At 60.6% G+C, this 18,675-nt stretch carries 17 protein-coding genes and 1 riboswitch; of the genes, 9 read left to right on the top strand and 8 right to left on the bottom strand.

All coding sequences use genetic code 11. The features are described 5' to 3' along the window. Positions 1-87: 87 nt before the first annotated feature. The 6 genes from FHX76_RS08485 to FHX76_RS08460 all read left to right on the top strand — a co-directional run bounded on the left by FHX76_RS08485 (position 88) and on the right by FHX76_RS08460 (position 7,941). Complete coding sequence (locus FHX76_RS08485; RefSeq protein ID WP_167149785.1) at positions 88-1,035, top strand: carbohydrate ABC transporter permease; 948 nt, start codon at positions 88-90, stop codon at positions 1,033-1,035. Further along, the gene (locus FHX76_RS08480; RefSeq protein ID WP_167149784.1) at positions 1,035-1,967 is read left to right on the top strand and encodes a carbohydrate ABC transporter permease; all 933 of its coding nucleotides are present in this window, start codon (positions 1,035-1,037) and stop codon (positions 1,965-1,967) included. The genes FHX76_RS08485 and FHX76_RS08480 overlap by 1 nt, the downstream gene beginning before the upstream one ends. Positions 1,968-1,969: 2 nt before the next feature. After that, complete coding sequence (gene nagZ / locus FHX76_RS08475) at positions 1,970-3,502, top strand: beta-N-acetylhexosaminidase (protein ID WP_167149782.1); 1,533 nt, start codon at positions 1,970-1,972, stop codon at positions 3,500-3,502. Then, positions 3,499-4,449: an ROK family protein gene (locus FHX76_RS08470; protein WP_167149780.1), complete on the top strand. Its 951-nt coding sequence runs from the start codon at positions 3,499-3,501 to the stop codon at positions 4,447-4,449. The genes nagZ and FHX76_RS08470 overlap by 4 nt, the downstream gene beginning before the upstream one ends. Further along, on the top strand, positions 4,442-5,224 hold the full coding sequence (nagB, locus tag FHX76_RS08465; protein ID WP_167149778.1) for a glucosamine-6-phosphate deaminase: 783 nt from the start codon (positions 4,442-4,444) through the stop codon (positions 5,222-5,224). The genes FHX76_RS08470 and nagB overlap by 8 nt, the downstream gene beginning before the upstream one ends. Before the next feature lie 122 nt (positions 5,225-5,346). Beyond that, on the top strand, positions 5,347-7,941 hold the full coding sequence (locus FHX76_RS08460) for a penicillin acylase family protein (RefSeq protein ID WP_167149776.1): 2,595 nt from the start codon (positions 5,347-5,349) through the stop codon (positions 7,939-7,941). A gap of 93 nt (positions 7,942-8,034) precedes the next feature. On the opposite strand, the gene FHX76_RS08455 is transcribed toward FHX76_RS08460, so the two are convergent. From FHX76_RS08455 to FHX76_RS08445, 3 genes are all read right to left on the bottom strand, one after another. Further along, positions 8,035-8,394 carry a DUF2568 domain-containing protein gene (locus tag FHX76_RS08455; RefSeq protein WP_167149774.1) on the bottom strand — a complete coding sequence of 120 codons (360 nt, stop codon included), beginning with the start codon at positions 8,392-8,394 and terminating at the stop codon, positions 8,035-8,037. A 117-nt stretch (positions 8,395-8,511) separates the two neighbouring features. Beyond that, entirely contained in the window at positions 8,512-9,429 is a 918-nt protein-coding gene (gene purU, locus FHX76_RS08450; RefSeq protein WP_167149772.1) for a formyltetrahydrofolate deformylase, read from the bottom strand. Between the two features lie 50 nt (positions 9,430-9,479). Further along, positions 9,480-9,854 (bottom strand): hypothetical protein, encoded by a 375-nt coding sequence (locus tag FHX76_RS08445; RefSeq protein WP_167149770.1) that lies wholly within the window; start codon positions 9,852-9,854, stop codon positions 9,480-9,482. Between the two features lie 229 nt (positions 9,855-10,083). Between FHX76_RS08445 and FHX76_RS08440 the strand changes: the two genes are divergently transcribed. From FHX76_RS08440 to FHX76_RS08430, 3 genes are all read left to right on the top strand, one after another. Next, positions 10,084-11,355: an MFS transporter gene (locus FHX76_RS08440; protein WP_167149768.1), complete on the top strand. Its 1,272-nt coding sequence runs from the start codon at positions 10,084-10,086 to the stop codon at positions 11,353-11,355. Between the two features lie 5 nt (positions 11,356-11,360). Beyond that, positions 11,361-11,441, top strand: a riboswitch (ZMP/ZTP riboswitch). 83 nt (positions 11,442-11,524) lie between these two features. Continuing rightward, positions 11,525-12,808 (top strand): serine hydroxymethyltransferase, encoded by a 1,284-nt coding sequence (glyA, locus tag FHX76_RS08435; RefSeq protein ID WP_167149767.1) that lies wholly within the window; start codon positions 11,525-11,527, stop codon positions 12,806-12,808. Then, positions 12,802-13,695: a bifunctional methylenetetrahydrofolate dehydrogenase/methenyltetrahydrofolate cyclohydrolase gene (locus FHX76_RS08430; RefSeq protein ID WP_167149765.1), complete on the top strand. Its 894-nt coding sequence runs from the start codon at positions 12,802-12,804 to the stop codon at positions 13,693-13,695. The genes glyA and FHX76_RS08430 overlap by 7 nt, the downstream gene beginning before the upstream one ends. Before the next feature lie 195 nt (positions 13,696-13,890). Here the strand turns inward: FHX76_RS08430 and nagA are convergent, their stop codons facing one another. Genes nagA through FHX76_RS08405 form a run of 5 tightly spaced genes read right to left on the bottom strand, consistent with a single transcriptional unit; the run spans position 13,891 to position 18,675 of the window. After that, on the bottom strand, positions 13,891-15,051 hold the full coding sequence (nagA, locus tag FHX76_RS08425) for an N-acetylglucosamine-6-phosphate deacetylase (protein WP_167149763.1): 1,161 nt from the start codon (positions 15,049-15,051) through the stop codon (positions 13,891-13,893). Between the two features lie 52 nt (positions 15,052-15,103). Continuing rightward, positions 15,104-15,895, bottom strand: a complete 792-nt coding sequence (locus tag FHX76_RS08420; RefSeq protein WP_167149761.1) for a DeoR family transcriptional regulator — start codon at positions 15,893-15,895, stop codon at positions 15,104-15,106. After that, a complete protein-coding gene (locus FHX76_RS08415; protein ID WP_167149758.1) occupies positions 15,892-16,749 on the bottom strand; it encodes a class II fructose-bisphosphate aldolase in 858 nt (285 codons plus the stop codon). The genes FHX76_RS08420 and FHX76_RS08415 overlap by 4 nt, the downstream gene beginning before the upstream one ends. Positions 16,750-16,765: 16 nt before the next feature. Further along, positions 16,766-17,704: a 1-phosphofructokinase family hexose kinase gene (locus FHX76_RS08410; protein ID WP_167149756.1), complete on the bottom strand. Its 939-nt coding sequence runs from the start codon at positions 17,702-17,704 to the stop codon at positions 16,766-16,768. Then, on the bottom strand, positions 17,701-18,675 hold the full coding sequence (locus tag FHX76_RS08405) for an ROK family protein (RefSeq protein WP_167149754.1): 975 nt from the start codon (positions 18,673-18,675) through the stop codon (positions 17,701-17,703). Before FHX76_RS08405 ends, FHX76_RS08410 begins: the two co-directional genes overlap by 4 nt.

Below are 18,675 nucleotides of genomic sequence, written 5' to 3'. Positions count from 1 at the left end.
CGTGAGCGAGCAACAGGATGGCCGGTTCCGTTTGGGCCGGCCATCCTCCCCTCCAATGGAGTCAGAGTCAACCCAGAAAGAAGTCAGATGACCTCCGTATCGGCACCGCCAACAGCACCAGAGTCGGTGATGTTGGCGACCAAGAAGAAGCGTGTCCAAAAGGTCCCGCTGTTTCTCCTCATCCCGTCCATCGTCATCCTTCTGGTGGGAATGGGCTACCCGCTCGTTTGGCAGCTCATTACGTCGATGCAAAAATTCGGCATCAAGCAGCAGTTTGGTGCTCCAGCCGATTTTGTCTGGTTCGACAACTACATCGCCTTAGCCTCAGACCCGCTGACCTGGGCCATCGTTGCCAGGTCGCTCGCGTTCTGTGTGGTTACCGCTGCAATTACGATCATCATTGGTGGGTTGCTTGCCGTTCTCATGAAGGCGGCCGGACGAATTGGACGCCTCATCTTGCAGGTGAGCCTGCTGCTTGCCTGGTCGATGCCGATTGTTGCCGCAATGACCGTCTGGATTTGGCTGTTTGACCGCCGTAGGGGTGTGGTCAACTATCTGCTCGACATGATCCCAGGCGTTCACATGAACCGATTCGATTGGCTCGAGAACCCACTGACCTTCTTTATGGTTGCCTGCATCATCGTTGTGTGGATGTCGGTGCCATTTGTGGCCTTCTCGATCTACGCTGGTCTCACGCAGGTGTCGGATGAGGTGCTCGAGGCGTCTCAGCTCGACGGCGCGACCGGCTGGCAGCGGTTGCGCTTCATCATCCTCCCCATGATTCGCCCGGTACTCATGATTGTTTTGCTGTTGCAACTCATCTGGGACCTTCGAGTCTTCGCTCAAATCAAGGTGCTGCAAGACACCGGTTCGAGCGCGAGCGAGTTCGACCTCCTCGGTACCTATATCTACAAGTTGGGCACCGGCGCCCAGGACTTCGGTATGGCATCTGCCGTTTCCGTCTTTGTGCTGCTGCTGACCATCGCCATCAGCTGGTTCTACGTGCGCAGCCTACTTAAGGAGGACGAGAACTAATGTCCACTCTTCAGCCAGAACTTACTCTTCCAGCCGCGGCGAATCCGTCACGACCCATCGATGCCGCCGACGCCAAGGCCGTGGCGAAGGCGCGCAAGCCTCGCCGCACCCGCAAATGGGGATGGAGCGCGTTTGCTATTGTGATCGCCCTCATCTGGGTGTTTCCCGTCTACTGGATGTTCAACTCTTCGATGCTGCCAAACCGCACGCTGCAGTCGTTCATCCCCACGTTCTTCCCCGTCGGTGGTTCGTTCCAAAACTTCAGCAAGGTCGTCTCAGACGGGAAATTCTACAACGCCCTCGGCATGAGCGTCGCAATCACACTCACGGTTGTGTTCTTTTGCTTGATCTTTGCGTTCCTGGCCTCAATCGCGATTAGCCGTTTCCGTTTCCGCGGACGCAAGTCGTTTGTGCTCGCCGTGTTGCTCGTTCAGATGCTGCCAGCCGAAGGACTCTTCATCGCCCAGTACAAGATGATGTCGTCGGTTGGTCTGCTCAACTCAATCGTTGGTGTCAGCATTATTTACACGGCGGCAGTCGTTCCCTTCACCATTTGGATGCTCCGCGGATTTGTTGCTGGCATCCCTGCAGAGCTCGAAGAAGCGGCGATGGTTGACGGTCTCAGCCGGACCCAAGCCTTCCTCCGCATCACGTTTCCACTGTTGGCGCCAGGCCTTGTTGCCTCCGGTGTATTTGCGTTCTTGCAAGCGTGGAACGAATTCACGGTTGCCCTTGTGCTCCTACAGAGTGAAGAGTCACATACCCTACCGCTCTGGCTGCGCGGGTTCATTCAAGCCGGCGCGACACGCGAGACCGACTGGGGCCAGGTCATGGCCGCCTCAACGCTTATCGCCGTTCCCGTCATTATCTTCTTCCTCATTGTTCAGGGCCGAATGACGAGTGGTCTCGTCAGCGGCGCAGTAAAGGGCTAATCATGTCTCCATCTCCTGCGGGCGAACTTGCCCGCGCTATTTCGACGACCATGCTTCCTGGATTTGAAGGACATACGCTGCCCGAATGGGTTGCTCGCCGTCTCCGCGAGGGGATGGGCGGGGTCTGCCTCTTCTCAACAAATATTGGGAGTCCAGAGCAGGTTCGGCAGTTGACCTCAGACATCCTTGCCGCCAACCCGGATGCCGTTATTGCCATCGACGAGGAAGGTGGCGATGTCACCCGGTTGCATCACGAGGTTGGGTCGCCATATCCAGGCAACGGCATCCTTGGGCGAATCGACGATCTTGAGCTGACCAGAAGAGTTGCGGAAGGCGTTGGCGCTGAGCTGCACGCGGTTGGCTGCACCATGACCTTCGCGCCGGATGCGGACATCAACTCGAACCCGAACAACCCGGTCATCGGCACGCGCAGTTTTGGCACGGATGCAGGTAGGGTCGCCCGCCACACCGCGGCGTGGGTCGAAGGCATCCAGGCTGCTGGTATCGCGGCGAGCACCAAACACTTCCCCGGCCACGGGGACACAGCGAATGACTCGCACCTGTCGTTGCCGGTGATCGACCGTTCCATCGACGAGCTGCGGGAGCGCGAACTGGAACCGTTCCGCGCGGCCATTGCTGCTGGAACCAAAAGCATCATGACATCGCACATCCTCATGCCCCAGATCGACCCAGAACTGCCGGCGACGTTGTCGCCCACAATCCTGCAGGTGCTGCTCCGTGGGGAGCTTGGCTATGACGGGGTAATAGTTTCGGATGCCCTCGACATGGCCGGGGCGAGCGCGCTGACCGGTATCCCCGAGGCAGCCGTTCGTGCGATCTCTGCGGGCTGCGACCTCCTGTGTATTGGTACCGCGAACACGGACGAACAGATGGGCGAGATTATCGCCCATGTTGCCGACGCCGTTGCGACCGGCCGGTTGGAGGATCACCGCGTTCTTGATGCCGCTGAGCGAGTGCTTGGCCTTGCTGAATGGAAGCGGACCGCATCCACGAGCAGGCAGAGCCCAGCAGCGGTAGCGGCCATGCTCGCCGAACCGAAACTTCGGGAGGATGTTCGTGCGTCATTTTCCGTCCGCGAAGGGGTGAAATTGCCCGTCATGAGCGACGGTGCCGAGACACACTTGATCGTGATCGAGAGTGTGCCAAACGCGGCCGTTGGTCATCTTCCGTGGGGCCCACAGGCTGAGCGCCATGCAGTTGGGCCTGGCGCCGTCTGGCCAAACCTGACTGAGCACCTCGTGTTCGACTGCGATGCCGAGCAGCTACTCGCCGGCATCCCAAGCGACGACAACGTCATTATCGTTGGACAAAATCATCACCGGTCTGAGCTCAATCGGAAGATCATTGATACCTTCCGTGCTCGCAACGCGGACACGCTTGTTGTTGACATGGCCTGGCCGTCGCCGGATCGGGAATACGCCGATGTCGCAACGTTTGGCGCATCCCGCCTTGCCGGACGGGCGCTCATCGACCTGTTGTCGCAGCCAGGGACTCCAACGGGAGACGCGCGATGAGAGTCGGGATCGATATCGGCGGCACAAAAACGGCTGCCGTGGTTGTCGATCGCAACGGCACTGTGCTGCACGAAGTCAAGCAGCCGACCGGCTATGGGGCAGAAGAAGTTATCTCCACCGTCACCCAGGTGACCCGTCAGCTTGCCGACCGAGCTGGATGTCCCGTCAGCGATTTCAGGTCGATCGGTATTGGCATCCCCGGTGCCGTCAATACGGCCACGGGTCGTGTTGATCACGCCGTAAACCTCGGGCTAGTCGAGTTCGAACTTGGGGCAGAATCGGCGCGTCTGCTTGGCTCTCCCGTTGTTGTTGAGAACGATGTCAACGCCGCGGCGGTGGGAGCCTATCGGCTGGTGAACGGCGGAGTTGGGGGTGGCGCGGCCGGCGGGGACTCCGGCCCGGCATCCACGGGAAGCCTCGCCTATCTCAACCTTGGAACCGGGCTCGCCGCCGGCATTGTGCTCGACGGATCGCTGTGGCGAGGCGCAACGGGTGTGGCCGGTGAAATTGGCCACATCCCGGTTGACCCGTCTGGGGTCATTTGTACCTGCGGGCAGCGAGGCTGTCTCGAAACAATCAGTTCTGGGTCCGGAATCTCGAGGCAGTGGCCGACGGATAGCTCGTCGCCCGTTCACGACATGATGCGCGCCGCCACGGAGGGTGACGAGGTCGCCGTTCGGATTCGGGACATGCTGTTTGACGGAGTCGCAACAGGAGTGCGGCTTCTTGTGTTGAGCGTAGACGTTCAGAGCGTAGTCTTAGGTGGAGGCGTAACCAGCCTCGGACAGCCTTTGCTCGATGGCGTTCGAGGAGTGCTGCGGACCTGGTCGAGCAGCTCGCCGTTCCTTGAGTCGCTCAGACTCGATGAACGGATACGCTACATCCCAGATAGTTTTTCGGCTGCTGCAATCGGTGCGGCCTTGATAGGAGAAAAAACGCATGACTGACGTACTTGTGGTGAAGACCCCCGACGAGGCCGGAGAATGGGTTGCGTCTCGCTTCACCGCAACGATCGCCACTCGGCCAGACGCGGTCTTTGGGCTCGCTACCGGATCAACACCGTTGCCTATCTATCGTGCACTCGCGCGACAGGCTGCCGAGCAGAAGCTTGACCTGAGTCGGGTGCGTGGCTTCGCCCTCGACGAGTACGTCGGCCTCCCAGAAGGTCACGAGCAGAGCTACCGCACCGTCATCACCAATGAGGTTGTTAAGACAGTTGGGCTCAACCCTGAGCTTGTGCACGTTCCAAACGGTGCCATCGACGGCATCCGCACTGCAGGCGAGCGTTACGAAGAGGCCATTGTCGCGGCCGGCGGAATTGACTGGCAGATCCTCGGCGTCGGCAGCAACGGTCACATTGGGTTCAACGAGCCCGGCTCGTCACTCGCCTCGCTCACCCGCGTAGTGAAGCTGGCAGAGCAGACCCGCCAAGATAACGCGCGGTTCTTCGACTCGATTGACGATGTGCCAACCCACAGCATTACCCAGGGCGTTGGCACCATCTTGCGCGCGCGCAACCTGGTTTTGCTTGCCTTTGGCGAGCACAAGGCGGCTGCAGTAGCGAGTGCAATCGAAGGCCCAGTGACGGCATCGGTTCCTGCCTCTGCAATCCAGCTTCACCCGCACGTGACCGTTCTGGCCGATGAGGCCGCCGCCTCGCAGCTGCGAAACCTTGCGTATTACCGGTCGGCTACCGAAAACAAGCCGGAGTGGTTGTCCTAGAGGGGTATCTACTCGGAAAGACAGGTTGCCTTTCCCATCATGAATTTGCCGATTCTTGAGGGGGAAGGCACTTTTATATCCGCGATTTGTTTGGCCTGAACGAGGTGTACTAGGGTCGCGTCATGAGCAATGACGCCACCCAGCTGGGGACCACACGAACGCATCCACCGCGCCGATGGGTGAAACGGACCATTTGGAGTGTTGTCTCAGTAGTGCTCCTCCTTGTGCTTGTTGCATCGGGCGTTTCAATTTGGACTGTTCAGCGCGCGTTCCCACAGACGTCGGGCGAGCTCACGCTCGCAAAACTGACCGAGCCCGTTACTGTTTATCGGGACGCAGATGGCGTGCCAACCATCGAAGCCCGGAACTCTCTCGATCTGTACACCGCACAGGGGTTTGTCCACGCCCAGGATCGTTTCTGGGAGATGGATTTTCGCCGCCACGTGACCGCTGGCCGCGTTTCCGAGCTGTTTGGCGAGAGTCAACTCGGCACTGACACGTTTATCCGCACGCTCGGTTGGCGGAAGACGGCTGAGGCCGAAGTTGCGGCAATGGACCCAACCTCACTGGCCTACTACGAGGCCTATGCTGCCGGAGTTAACTCCTATTTGGCAGGCAAATCGAACGCGGATGTTTCGCTTGAGTACTCCGTGCTTGCCCTGCAAAACTCTGGGTACACGATTGAGCCGTGGACGCCTGCAGACTCCGTCGCCTGGCTGAAGGCCATGGCTTGGGATCTTCGCTCCAACATCGAAGATGAAACCGATCGCGCGCTCCTCAGTGAGCGGCTCAGCGACGATGAGCTGGCTGAGCTGTACCCGGCGTACGATTATGCCGAGCATCCAGTCATCGTGACCGGCGCAGAAGATGAAGCTGGCGAAGACGCTTCTGCATCGTCGGAAACCGGAGGCACGAGTAGCCAGGCCGCCAGTGCCGAAGCGCCACGTTCATCCGGAAGCGATGCTGGCACAGCCGCAGCGATGCAGTCGGTCAAAGCCTCACTCGCTGGGCTCCCGCAGCTACTCGGCGATGGTCAGCGTGATGTCGGCTCAAACTCCTGGGTCATCGGGGGTGAGCACACGGATACGGGAATGCCGCTGATGTCGAACGACCCGCATCTTGGGGCATCTATGCCGTCCGTCTGGTACCAGATGAACCTCAAGTGCACGACCAGCATGGGCTGCGCAGAGGATGTCTCCGGCTTCACCTTCAGTGGCCTCCCCGGCGTGGTCATCGGACACAACGCGCACGTCTCCTGGGGGTTCACCAATCTAGGGCCTGATGTTGCCGACCTCTACATCGAACGGGTATCTGGCGACAACTACGAGCTTGACGGCGTGCTCAAGCCGCTTGAGATCAGCACCGAGACGATTGACGTTGCGGGCGGCGAGTCAGTAGACATTACGATCCGCCGCACGGAGCGAGGGCCAATCGTCAGCTCTGCAAACGACGACTTCAAACAGATCGCCGAGGCTCAGCCAACCGAACCGGGGCTGACCACCGAGCTTTCGCTGCAATGGACCGCCCTGAGCCCGGGCAAGACGCCAGAAGCTATCTTCGCGATTAATAACTCGACTGACTGGGACAGCTTCCGTGCAGGGGCCAAGAAATTTGAAGTGCCAGCACAGAACCTTGTCTACGCAGACACCGAAGGGAACATTGGATACCAAGCGCCGGGAAAGATCCCCGTTCGCAAACAAGGTGATGGTTCGGTGCCTGTGCCAGGTTGGACGAGCGACTACGGCTGGGAGTCCTTTATCCCGTTTGATGACCTGCCCCGCACATTCAACCCAGAAAAGGGTTACGTGGTTACGGCCAACAACCCGGCTGTTGACGAGTCCTATCCTGAGCTGCTCACGACCGATTGGGACTACGGCTACCGCGCCGACCAAATTGAGCAGCGTATCGAGGAAGCCATTTCGGGTGGGGCCAAGATGACGGCCGCGCACGTCGAGGACATCCAGTTTGATAACACGAACGGGATGGCGAAGGTGCTCGCGCCGGCTATCGCCAACCTCTCCGTTGAGGGTGACGCTGCCCGCGGAACGGCGCTGCTTGCCGACTGGGACTACAGCGATGACGTGAACAGCCCCGCTGCGGCCTACTTCAATGTGTTTTGGAAAAACTACCTGAACGACGTTGTTGCCCCGCAGGTTCCTGAAGTGACCGTCAACGGTGGCGACCGTTGGTTTACCGTGACCACGGTCAAGCTCAGCGAACCAGACTCGGATTGGTGGACGCTCGACGGGATCACCGGGCGGGATGCGGTGCTCACCGAGCTGGCCACGCGTGCCTATGACGAGGCCTCCGACCTGCTCGGTGCTCACCCCGACTCGTGGCGCTGGGGCAAGCTGCACTCGCTGACGCTCACCAACGCATCCTTCGGAACCTCCGGTATCAAGCCCATCGAGGCGCTGTTCAATCGGGGACCCTACGAAGTTGGCGGAGGGTCGTCAATCGTGAACGCCAATGGCTGGCGGGCAAGCGAAGGGTACGTCGTCACCAACGTCCCCTCGCTGCGGATGGTCGTTGACCTTGCCGACTTCGATCGTTCGCGCTGGATCCACATTTCTGGGGCATCAGGACACGCCTTCAACCCTCACTACGCGGACCAGGCACCGGAGTGGGCAAACAACCAGTCGCACCCGTGGCTGTTCTCGCTTGACGGTATCCGCAAGGCCTCGGAGGACACGCTCGTGCTGAAGCCTCGGTACTAGCTCGTGAGTGTTGCTTGGGTCTGCGGAAGCGCGGGCCCAAGCAGGGATTGTGCTGACGCCGCGTTATCTCAGGCGGTGCTATTTCATGCCGCGTTATTTGATGCTGCGCAGCCCAGCCATAAGGCCCGTGGCCGCGGCAACAACGCCGAGGGCAATCGGGATGATCGGGGTGACATCGATCATGAAGAGGCCAACAACCGCCGCCGCGATGAGCAGCAGCTCAACGAGCCCGCGACCATACACATCAACATGCAGGATCGGCTTCGGAGAGAGGAAGACCGCCCACATGAGGATTGCCAGGATGATGCTGCCAACTCCGGTGGCGATACCCGGCCACGGCAGCGGCCAAGCGAGGAACCCCCACGCGCCAATCGCGGCGAAGAGTGCGAGGTGCACGATGCCGCGAACGATCGTGATGGTGTCGAGCTGCTGAGGAGTGGCGGTTGTAGTCACCCGTCCATTGTACCGTGGGATTTTGGGTGCCCGGCCCACGGTACAGCCGCATCCGTTCGCCCATGTTTGCGAAAAAATTGCCCCAAAATCGCAACCAGCGGCGAACGGATGCCCCTGCTACTGGAAGATGATGGTGCGGTCGCCGTCGAGTAGAATCCGGTTCTCGGCAAACCAGGTGACCGCCCGTCGAAGGGCGCGGCTTTCCTCATCCTGGCCGAGCGCAACGAGCTCTGCGGGTGTGCGCGAGTGATCAACGCGGGCGACGTCCTGCTCGATGATCGGGCCCTCGTCGAGATCGGTGGTGACAAAGTGCGCGGTTGCGCCGATAAGCTTCACACCCCGCTGGTGCGCCTGCTTATACGGGTTCGCCCCTTTGAACCCTGGCAGGAACGAGTGGTGGATATTGATGGCTTTGCCAGACAGCTCCTCGCATAATTCTGGGCTCAGAATCTGCATGTAGCGGGCGAGTACAACGAGCTCGATGTTGTGCTCGGCAATGACTTCGCGGATGCGGTCCTCGAAGGCAGCCTTCGAATCCGGACCCGTCACGGGCTTATGCTCAAAGGGCACACCGTAGAATGACGCGAGATCGCTCAGCGTTGGGTGGTTGGCGAGGATGAGCGGCACATCAATAGGGAGCTGGCCTCCGCGCGCCCTGAACAGCAGATCGTTCACGCAGTGTTGCGCAGTTGAGGCCAATAACAGCGTGCGAATGCGCCGCCCAACGATGTCGAGCTTCCAACTCATCTCGTAGCGCTCAGCGACCGGGCGAAGCGTTGCCTCAAGCTCGTCGCGAGTCGCCGGAGAGAGCACCTGCAGCCGCATAAAAAAGCGACCGGTGTCGTCGCTCGAGAACTGCTGGCTCTCGGTGATATTGCCACCGGCATCCACAACCGCCCCGCTGATCGCATGCACAATTCCAGGCTGGTCAACACAGCTAAACGACAGCACCCAGTGCTGCGTTGTGGTTGCGGAAGGGGCGATGGCGTCTGAAGAGGTCTGCGGTAGAGTCACCTGCTCTACGTTAGAGGACATTTAGGGGAGAGGCCACACGGCGGTCAAGCAACGGACGATGGCGCCGGGATTTATCGCTTCGCGAGAGGGGATTCGTCAACGATGCCGACGAATCTGCTGCCAACGCCGTCAACCTCGGTGCGGCTGAGGCCAGGAGCCGGATCTGGCAACTGGTACGCCTCGTGATAATCGCAGCTGAGATACGTGAAGTCTGGCCACCATTTTTTGGGACGGGCATCCTCTAAGAATCCACACACATCGCACGTGAGTTTGACCCAGACTGGTTTCTTGCCCGTGCGGTTCTCTCGTGACTGCTTCAGCCAAGCCGGTGGATTCTGGTCGAGGTCGTCGAGTTCTGCCTGGCTGATCCGGGACGGGATGCCGTGCCGCACGGCCATCTCCATGGGAATGTCTAAGCGGAGTGCCGCATCTCGTCTGGTAACCATCAGCCCAATGATACGCGCATGCACCTGCATCTATTTGCGACTTTCTGCGCAAGAATCACGAATTTTGGACAGAAACTCACAAATAGATGCAGGTGAGAAGGGGAGGGGCGTCGCATAGAATGGACGCGGTCGCGCGATCGTGCGGCCCTGGGCGCGCACACGAGCGCGAAGTCGATCCCCGACGCCTCGGCGGGGGATGCGCCACTCTTCGAATTGGTTGAGTAGCTGAATGTCTCCCACTGCTGTTTCCGCTGCGCCGACGGCGGAGAAATTTCCCGCCGCCGCGCTCGTTATCCTTGCCGCGACCACATTTCTTTCGGTCACCATTGAAATGATCCCAACCGGTCTCATGCCGGAGATGAGTCGCGAGCTTGGCGTTACCGAGGGCCAGATCGGCCTGTTGCTGACCGTTTTTGCCTTCACCGTTGTGGTCTCGGCCGTGCCGCTGACCGCGCTCACTGCCTCCTGGCCGCGCCGCACGATCCTTGTTGTCGCCCTCTCCGGTCTTGCGACGAGCACGGTGCTGTCTGCTATCGCCCCGACCTACGAACTGCTTATCGGCGCACGGCTCATTGGCGGCCTGTTTCACGGTCTGTTCTGGAGTGTCGCCTGCGCGTATGCCGGATACATCGTCTCGCGGGAGCAGGTTGGTCGAGCCGTCTCAATTATTGTCTCCGGCGGCACGCTTGCGTTTGTGCTTGGCGTGCCGCTTGGTACCGCCCTCGGACATGTCCTCGGCTGGCGGATGGCCTTTGGCGTTATCGCCATTGCCGGATTCATCGGGGTCGTGTTGGTCGTCTTGATTGTGCCCCCTGTCAACCGAGTTGCACCTGCAAAACGGGTGAGGAAACGCGATAGGAACCCAGCGGATGCCCTGCGAGCATCCACCTGGCGCGACGAAACGACCGTGATCACGCTGTTTGTATGCCTACTCGCCGCATTCATCATGGTCGGGCACTACTCGTTCTACTCGTACATCACCCCGTTCCTGCTCGAGGTTGTTGGGGTCTCGGTGGATGCCCTACCAACGATGCTGTTCATCTACGGTGTCGCCGGTGCGGTTGGCCTCGTGCTCATGGGCTGGCTGTTTAGCTCGAAGGTTGTGCTTGGGCTGCGCTGGTCGTTGCTCGGATGCCTGGCCGGAGTTGTGCTGTTGGCTGCAGCGACTGCCATCCCATGGCTGGCGTTTCTTGGCTTTGTGCTGTGGGGTGTCTCCTTCGGCATTTTGCCGCCAACCTTGCAGACAACGATGCTGCGAACGGCATCCGATCGGATTCGCGACTCGGCAAGCGCCGTCTATACAAGTTCGTTTAATTTTGGCATCGGGGCTGGAGCGCTGGTGGGCGCAATGCTGCTTCCCGGAATCGGTCTCGCTGGCCTTCCCTGGTTCTACGTGGTTATTCTTGTTGCCGCCATCGTTGGCAGCACGGTTGGAATTAGGGCCATAACGCGGCGGCGGCTGCGTGACGAAATATCCCGGGCCAGTTCACACACAAACTGATAAGCTGGCCGGGTCGTAACTGGCGTACAGATGGTCACCATCGGGAAGCGACACTTACAGATCGGCCGCTCGCCTGGGCCGTGTAAATCTGTGGAACATCACCCGAATGAATGTCGAAAGACACGCTGCGTGTGCCTTCTGGGTGCGCGAGCGAATATAAGGAGACTGTATGTCAGAAAAGTTGCCGTCCACGTTTACCCAGCCGCTGTCTGAGGTTGACCCAGAAATCGCAGAGGTACTCAAGCTTGAGCTCGGTCGCCAACGCGACTACCTCGAGATGATCGCGAGCGAGAACTTCGTTCCTCGCGCAGTACTCGAGGCCCAGGGCTCTGTGCTCACCAATAAGTATGCAGAGGGCTACCCAGGACGCCGCTACTACGGTGGCTGCGAATACGTCGATGTGGCTGAGTCATTGGCCATCCAGCGCGCGAAGGACCTGTTCGGAGCCGAGCACGCCAACGTGCAGCCCCACGCAGGCGCACAGGCCAACGCCGCAGCGCTCTACGCGCTAGCCGCGGTCGGCGACACCATCCTTGGCCAGGAGCTGTCACACGGTGGGCACCTTACCCACGGCATGAAGCTCAACTTCTCTGGCCGCAACTACAACGCCGTTTCGTACGGTGTAGACCCCGAAACCTACCGCGTCGACATGGATATCGTGCGCGAGAAGGCCCTTGAGCACCGCCCGACGGTCCTCATCGCCGGATGGTCGGCCTACCCTCGTCAGCTTGATTTTGCTGCGTTCCGCTCGATCGCCGACGAGGTTGGCGCGAAGCTCTGGGTCGACATGGCTCACTTCGCCGGACTCGTTGCGGCTGGGCTCCACCCGTCACCGGTTCCTCACGCCGACGTTGTTACGTCAACCGTGCACAAGACGCTTGCCGGCCCCCGTTCGGGCGTTGTGCTGAGCAAGGCAGAGTACCAGAAGAAGATTGACTCTGCCGTGTTCCCAGGCCAGCAGGGTGGGCCGCTCATGCACGTCATCGCCGCAAAGGCGACGGCGTTCAAGCTTGCAGGTCAGGACGAGTTCCGCGACCGCCAAGAGCGCACCATCCGCGGTGCCCAGATCATCGCCGAGCGCCTCATGGCGAAAGACACCACCGATAACGGCATCTCGGTGCTCACCGGTGGAACCGACGTGCACCTCGTGCTCGTTGACCTTCGCAACGCCGCCATCGACGGCAAGCAGTCGGAAGACCTGCTGCACGAGGTTGGCATCACGGTGAACCGCAACTCGATCCCCTTCGACCCTCGCCCGCCGATGGTCACCTCTGGCCTCCGCATCGGAACGTCTGCCCTCGCCACTCGCGGCTTTGGCGACACCGAGTTTGCTGAGGTTGCCGAGATCATCGCCGCCGTGCTCAAGCCAGGTGCCGACATTGACGCGCTGCGCGCTCGCGCCGCGAAGCTTGCGGCCGACTTCCCCCTCTACCCCGGTCAGGAACAGTGGTAGACGGCGCTTCTGCGCAAATCCTTGATGGCACGGCTACGGCCGCTGCCATCAAGGACGAGCTGCGCGAACGCGTTGTAGCGCTCAAGGCCAAAGGCGTTGTCCCTGGTCTCGGTACTGTGCTGGTTGGCTCTGACCCTGGTTCGCAGTGGTACGTTGCTGGCAAGCACCGCGACTGTGCCGAGGTTGGCATTGAGTCCATTCGCCGCGACCTGCCAGAAGATGTCACACAGGCCGAGCTGGATGCCGTGCTCGACGAGCTCAACAACGACCCGTCGTGTACCGGTTACATTGTGCAGCTTCCGCTGCCAAAGCATCTCGATACCGACCGTGTGCTTGAGCTCATCGATCCTGCGAAGGATGCCGACGGTCTGCACCCCACCAATCTTGGTCGGCTGTTGCTCAACGTGAACGACCCAATCGAGACGTCGTTGCCGTGCACACCGCGCGGCGTGATCGAGTTGGTTGAACGTCACGGTATCAGCTGGAAGGGCAAGAACGTGGTTGTGGTTGGCCGCGGAATTACGGTTGGGCGGGCCATTGGGCCGCTGCTCACCCGCCGCGAGTACAACGCAACGGTCACGCTCACGCACACAGGGACGGTTGACCTCGATGCACACCTGCGTCAGGCAGATGTCATTGTTGCCGCCGCCGGTGTTCCTGGGATTGTGACGGCCTCGGCCGTCAAACCTGGCGCTGTTGTGCTCGACGTTGGCGTGAGCCGCGTGACCGACCCTGAGACCGGTAAGAGCCGGATCGCGGGAGACGTTGCAGACGATGTTGCCTCGGTCGCATCGTGGATCTCGCCAAACCCCGGCGGGGTTGGCCCGATGACGAGGGCGCTGCTGCTGAAAAACGTGGTTGATAGCGCGGAGCGTCAGCTGCCGTAACTCTGCAAATATAAGAAAGCTCGTGGGGTGCAAGAAATTGCACCCCACGAGCTTTTTGTGTTGGATCAGAATGGTCGACCAGCCGACGCGTTTTTGCGTGGGTCTGTGACCAATCTGTGGCTGTTAGCAGAGGCTTTGCGGAGTCTGGCGAGAGGCTGGAGGGAGCCGAATTGTATGAGGCCTGCTCAAGTACGGCTAAGCTTCGACCCCGGCTGCCCACACCCGTGCGACTTCGAGCTCAGGGGTGAGTAGCACCGCATCCGCTGCATAGCCGGGCTGGAGGTGCCCGAGTCTGTCGTCGACTCCGAGGGCGCGGGCTGGGGCGCTTGTCAGCGCCGTAACGGCGTTGGGCAGGGACACGCCAGAACGGAGCACCGCTGTGCGAAGCGCCTGGTCGAGGGTAAGCGTTGAGCCCGCGATACTGCCGCCCTCGGTCAATCGAGCAACCCCGTCGGTCACGGTGACATCGAGCTCGCCGAGCGTGTAGTGCCCGTCGCCAACGCCGGTTGCCGCCATGGCATCGGTGATGAGTGCAACGCGGCCAGGTGCCTGCCCAAAGACCATGGAAATAACTTCGGGCCGGAGGTGGATGCCATCGGCAATCACTTCGAGCGTCACGCCGTCGTGGTCAAACGCCGCAAGAACCGGGCCAGGCGCTCGATGGTGGATGCCGTTCATCCCGTTAAACGCGTGGGTCAGGATGCTCGCCCCCGCTTCGAACGCCTCGGTGGTCTGTTCGTAGCTTGCGTCGCTGTGGCCAACCGCGACGGCGACTCCGTTTGTGACCATGTGGCGCACCGCATCCAGCCCACCGTCGAGTTCTGGGGCGAGCGTGATTTGGCGGAGATACCCGTTTGCTGCCTTGAGAAGACGATCAAGCTCGGCCGTTGTTGCTGCGTGCAAGAGGCGCTCGTTATGTGCCCCCTTGTGCAGGGCGCTGAGGAAAGGCCCTTCAAGATGTACGCCAAGCACATGGTGATCGACGGCTGCCCGCGAGGCGACCTGCTCGGTGAGAGCCACCATCGTATCGAGGGGATTTGTGACAAGAGAAATGACGAGGCGAGTGGTGCCGCGTGAGCGGTGCATGCGGATCGCGGCATCAAACGCAGCCGACCCCTCGTCGAAGTTGTGGCCAGCCCCACCGTGCGTGTGAATATCGATAAATCCTGGCGTCAGGATGTATCCGGTTGCATCAACAACGTCGTACCCTGGATCGTCGGCCATGAGCTGTCGCCAGTCTGTGCCGGTGCCTGTCCTTGTGATGATGCCGCCGTCAAACGCGATCCACGAGTTTGCGCGCTCAAGCCCATTATCGATGAGTGTTGCGGAGTGAATAATCGTTGGTTCGCTGGTCATATAGCCGGCTCCTTTGCTGCTGATTCGGCGCGCATCCCGAAACGGGGCGATGCTAGCTGTTTGGGGTAATAACTTTCATTCCTGCGTCGTGGAAGGCTTGCCGCTGCTCAGCGGTAATGCCGTCGTCGGTGATGATGCCGTCGAAGAGGCCGGCACCGCCAACCATTGCAAAGGCCCTTCGTCCGATCTTCTGGGAGTCAGCAACAACAAGCGCGCGTGTAGCCCGTGCCGCCATCAGAGCGTTGGCAGCGGCCTCGCCTTCATCATTGACCATGGCGCCAAAGACCGGGTCGATAGCGGTGACCCCGATGAATGCGGTATCCATCGTGATTTGGGCGAGCACGCTCGCGGCAAGCGGCCCGAAGAGTTCGTAAGAATGGTTCTGCACAACGCCGCCAGTGACGACTACTCGAACCTGGGGTCGAAGGGCTAGCTGGGCGGCGATGTTGATTGCGTTGGTCACAACGGTGAGGCTCGCATCGGGGTGCGGCTCCATGAGGTCTCTGCGTGACGAAAGGGCGTCAACAATTGCCGTCGTTGTTGTGCCGCCGGAGAGGCCGATGACATCGCCGCGGGAAACGAGGGAGCTTGCCGTGGCGCCGATAGTGCTCTTTTGGCTTGCCTGCATCGAGTTTCGATAGCGGATGGGGAGATCGTAGGCCACCGACTGTTTGATTGCCCCGCCCCGCGTCCTGACAAGCAAATGCTGTTCGGCCAGCGCGTCGAGGTCTCGGCGGGCAGTGGCTGCGGAAACGTCGAGATCATCAACGAGGTCTTCGACCGTCACTCGCCCGGCTTCGCCGAGGAGATCGAGGATTGCTTTGAGTCGCTCTTCGCGATTCACTGAGGTCCATTCGTCGAGGATTTGAGCGCAAAGATAGACGCGAGCCGAGCTGCCTCGACCGAAAGTGCCTCCTGCGCAGGTTGCAGATACTTCCTGGAATCTACCATATTGGGCTGTTCAGCCAGGGTTTTTCGGAGCTCGCGGGTGAAGACTTTATTGAGCTGGGTCGACACATTGATTTTGGTCATGCCTGCTCCAATTGCGCGCACAATATTGTTGTCCGCAATGCCTGATGATCCGTGCAAGACGAGCGGGACTTCGACCGAATCGTTCAGCCTGCCGATGAGGTCAAGGTCAAGTTGCGCGGTTCGCTCGGTCATAGCGTGCGACGAGCCGACGGCAACCGCAAGCGAGTCAACACCGGTTTCCTGCACAAAAGCTGCCGCTTCGTCAGGATCGGTGCGAGCCCCTGGGGCGTGGGCGCCGTCTTTTCCCCCAACCGCGCCGAGTTCGGCCTCGACATGCACTCCGCGCTCGTGAGCGTAAGCCACGACTGCTGCGGTTTCGGCGACGTTGTCTGCGTACGGCAGCGTAGCCGCATCAAACATGACTGAGCCGAAGCCCAAGGCAATTGCCTCGTGGACGAGGTCGACATCATCGGCGTGGTCAAGATGAACTGCCAACGAGGCGGACGACTTGCGTGCGATTGACAGCGTCGCACGCGCAAGCGGCTCAAGACCGCCGTGGTATTTGGCGCAGTTCTGAGAGATCTGCAGAATCAGCGGAAGGCCGCTGCGCTCTGCGGCCCGTGCGAGTGCTTCCGCCGTTTCCAAGTGGATGACGTTAAACGCTGCGATGCCGATACCCGTTGACTGCGCAGCCGCAATAAGGGTGGTGCTATTCACAAGAGTCATAGGAGATGCCTTTGCGCTAGAGCTGGCGAACAGTCACCCGCTGGGCAAGCTGCGGCCAAGATGGGTGGAGTTCGCCGGCTGTTGGAGTGAGGACGGCAGAGGCCGACCACGCCGTGGCAAGCGTGAGAGCGGCAGCCCAATCGATCTGGCTCAGATCGAGCCCGGCGGACGAGGATAATGTGGCGGCGAGCGCGGCGACCGACGCATCACCTGCACCCGTTGGGTTGCCAACAAGTTGGGTATCGAGGGTTGCCGACCAGACCGTGGCGGATGATTGCTGTACGCAGCGCATCCCATCCTCACCAAGCGAAACAACAACTGCGGTCGCCCCCAAGGAGAGCAGGTGTCGGGCGCCTTCGATTGGGTCGCTCATACCGGTCGCATCGGCGAGTTCGTGTTGATTGGGTTTGAGTACTGTCGCTCCGGCTTTGGCTGCGTCGAGGAGCGGCTGCCCAGAGACATCAATGATCGACGGTATCTTTGCTCGATTCGCGGCACCAATGAGCCTCGGGTAGAGATCGGAGGGTGCCCCTGGTGGAAGGCTTCCCGAAGCCACAACACAGGAGGCGCCGTTGAACGATGCGGCCGTCGTGGTCACGATGCGGTCCCATTCCGCCGGCGAGTAACCGCTCCCTTCTTCGTTCAGAAGGGTTGTTGTGCCGTCGCGCTGCTCAACAATCGCAATTGACCGACGTGTTGAACCGGCAACGGCAATTGCGGTGAGCGCGAGACCCGAGGCGAGAGCTTCAGCCTCGAACTCCCTCCCGCTGGCCCCACCGACGGGAACAACCGTTGTCACTCCAACGCCTTGCGAGTGCAAGACCCTGCTCACGTTGACGCCCTTGCCACCTGCGCGAACGGCGGCAGCGGGGGTACGGATGCTGCTCCCTCGATTCAGCTGTTCAATCGAATAGGTGTGGTCAAGAGCCGGATTCGGTGTGAGCGTGACGATCATGGCGTGCGCTCACCGGCGGCGAGCGCACGGGCCTTAAGAGCCGACCCAATCAGGCCGGCGTCGCCACCAAGCTGGGCAAGTATGAGCTGTGGTCGACGCTGGATGGTGAGCTCAACATCCAGATGACGCTCGATCGGTTCGACGAGGTGTTGACCTGCGAGCGCGAGTCCACCCGCCAGCAAGATGACTTCCGGCGCAATCATGCCTGCTGCTTGAGCGATGCAGTTTGCGAGGGCGCTTGTCGCCTCGTTCCAGACGCGGGAGGCAACCGGGTCACCGCCGAGCATCCGATCGAGTACCTCGCGTGATCCCTGTACCTGCTCGCCAGACTGCTCTGCGTAGCGACGGGCTATGGCTCCCGCCGATGCGATTTCTTCGAGCGTTGGTGCGGCAGGTCCGTCGCCGACGGCCGCGCTATAGACGGTCGAGGCGACCCTGTTCTGGCCGATTTCGCCAGCAAAGCCGCGAGAAACGACGGGGGAGCCGTTCACAAACACCGCGCTTGCGATGCCAGTGCCAATAACAACAACCATTGCATCGCGCACGCCAGTACCTGCACCGAGCTGTAGCTCAGCGTCGCCGGCGGTCCTGACGTCGTGACCAAATGCAACCGGAAGCGAGAGCGCCGCCTCAAACTGCGCACGGATGGGTTCATTGTGCCAATCGAGATTACGCGCGTAGACGCAGACTCCTGCTTCTTCGTCAACAATTCCTGGCACAATGACGCCGGCCGCGGCTGGCCTGATCGTTGGATAGTCAACGGCCAACTGCTTGGCTTCGCGGGCGACCGTGTGTACAACGGTTGCTACGGTATGTTCCCCGTTCACCTTCGTTGGTACGCGCCGCAGCCCAATAATGCTGCCGTCGCTCTCAACCAGGGCGATCTTGATGTCCGTGCCACCCACATCGATCGCGAGTACGGCGTGCTCGTGATCGCCGAGGCTTGGCATTGGTACTGGGGAGTCTGGCAT

Source organism: Lysinibacter cavernae (assembly GCF_011758565.1).
Classification (GTDB): Bacteria; Actinomycetota; Actinomycetes; order Actinomycetales; family Microbacteriaceae; genus Lysinibacter; species Lysinibacter cavernae.
The sequence above is the reverse complement of the archived record's forward strand: the minus strand, read 5'-3'. Positions and strand labels throughout refer to the sequence as shown.

Bases quoted from the DNA above. Each gene is read 5' to 3' on its own strand.
- FHX76_RS08470 (WP_167149780.1), top strand. From the start codon at position 3,499: ATGAGAGTCGGGATCGATATCGGCGGCACAAAAACGGCTGCCGTGGTT.
- nagB (WP_167149778.1), top strand. From the start codon at position 4,442: ATGACTGACGTACTTGTGGTGAAGACCCCCGACGAGGCCGGAGAATGG.
- FHX76_RS08410 (WP_167149756.1), bottom strand. From the start codon at position 17,704: ATGATCGTCACGCTCACACCGAATCCGGCTCTTGACCACACCTATTCG.
- FHX76_RS08405 (WP_167149754.1), bottom strand. From the start codon at position 18,675: ATGCCAGACTCCCCAGTACCAATGCCAAGCCTCGGCGATCACGAGCAC.
- nagZ (WP_167149782.1), top strand. From the start codon at position 1,970: ATGTCTCCATCTCCTGCGGGCGAACTTGCCCGCGCTATTTCGACGACC.
- FHX76_RS08485 (WP_167149785.1), top strand. From the start codon at position 88: ATGACCTCCGTATCGGCACCGCCAACAGCACCAGAGTCGGTGATGTTG.
- FHX76_RS08440 (WP_167149768.1), top strand. From the start codon at position 10,084: ATGTCTCCCACTGCTGTTTCCGCTGCGCCGACGGCGGAGAAATTTCCC.
- FHX76_RS08445 (WP_167149770.1), bottom strand. From the start codon at position 9,854: ATGGTTACCAGACGAGATGCGGCACTCCGCTTAGACATTCCCATGGAG.
- FHX76_RS08460 (WP_167149776.1), top strand. From the start codon at position 5,347: ATGAGCAATGACGCCACCCAGCTGGGGACCACACGAACGCATCCACCG.
- purU (WP_167149772.1), bottom strand. From the start codon at position 9,429: ATGTCCTCTAACGTAGAGCAGGTGACTCTACCGCAGACCTCTTCAGAC.
- FHX76_RS08415 (WP_167149758.1), bottom strand. From the start codon at position 16,749: ATGACTCTTGTGAATAGCACCACCCTTATTGCGGCTGCGCAGTCAACG.
- glyA (WP_167149767.1), top strand. From the start codon at position 11,525: ATGTCAGAAAAGTTGCCGTCCACGTTTACCCAGCCGCTGTCTGAGGTT.
- nagA (WP_167149763.1), bottom strand. From the start codon at position 15,051: ATGACCAGCGAACCAACGATTATTCACTCCGCAACACTCATCGATAAT.
- FHX76_RS08480 (WP_167149784.1), top strand. From the start codon at position 1,035: ATGTCCACTCTTCAGCCAGAACTTACTCTTCCAGCCGCGGCGAATCCG.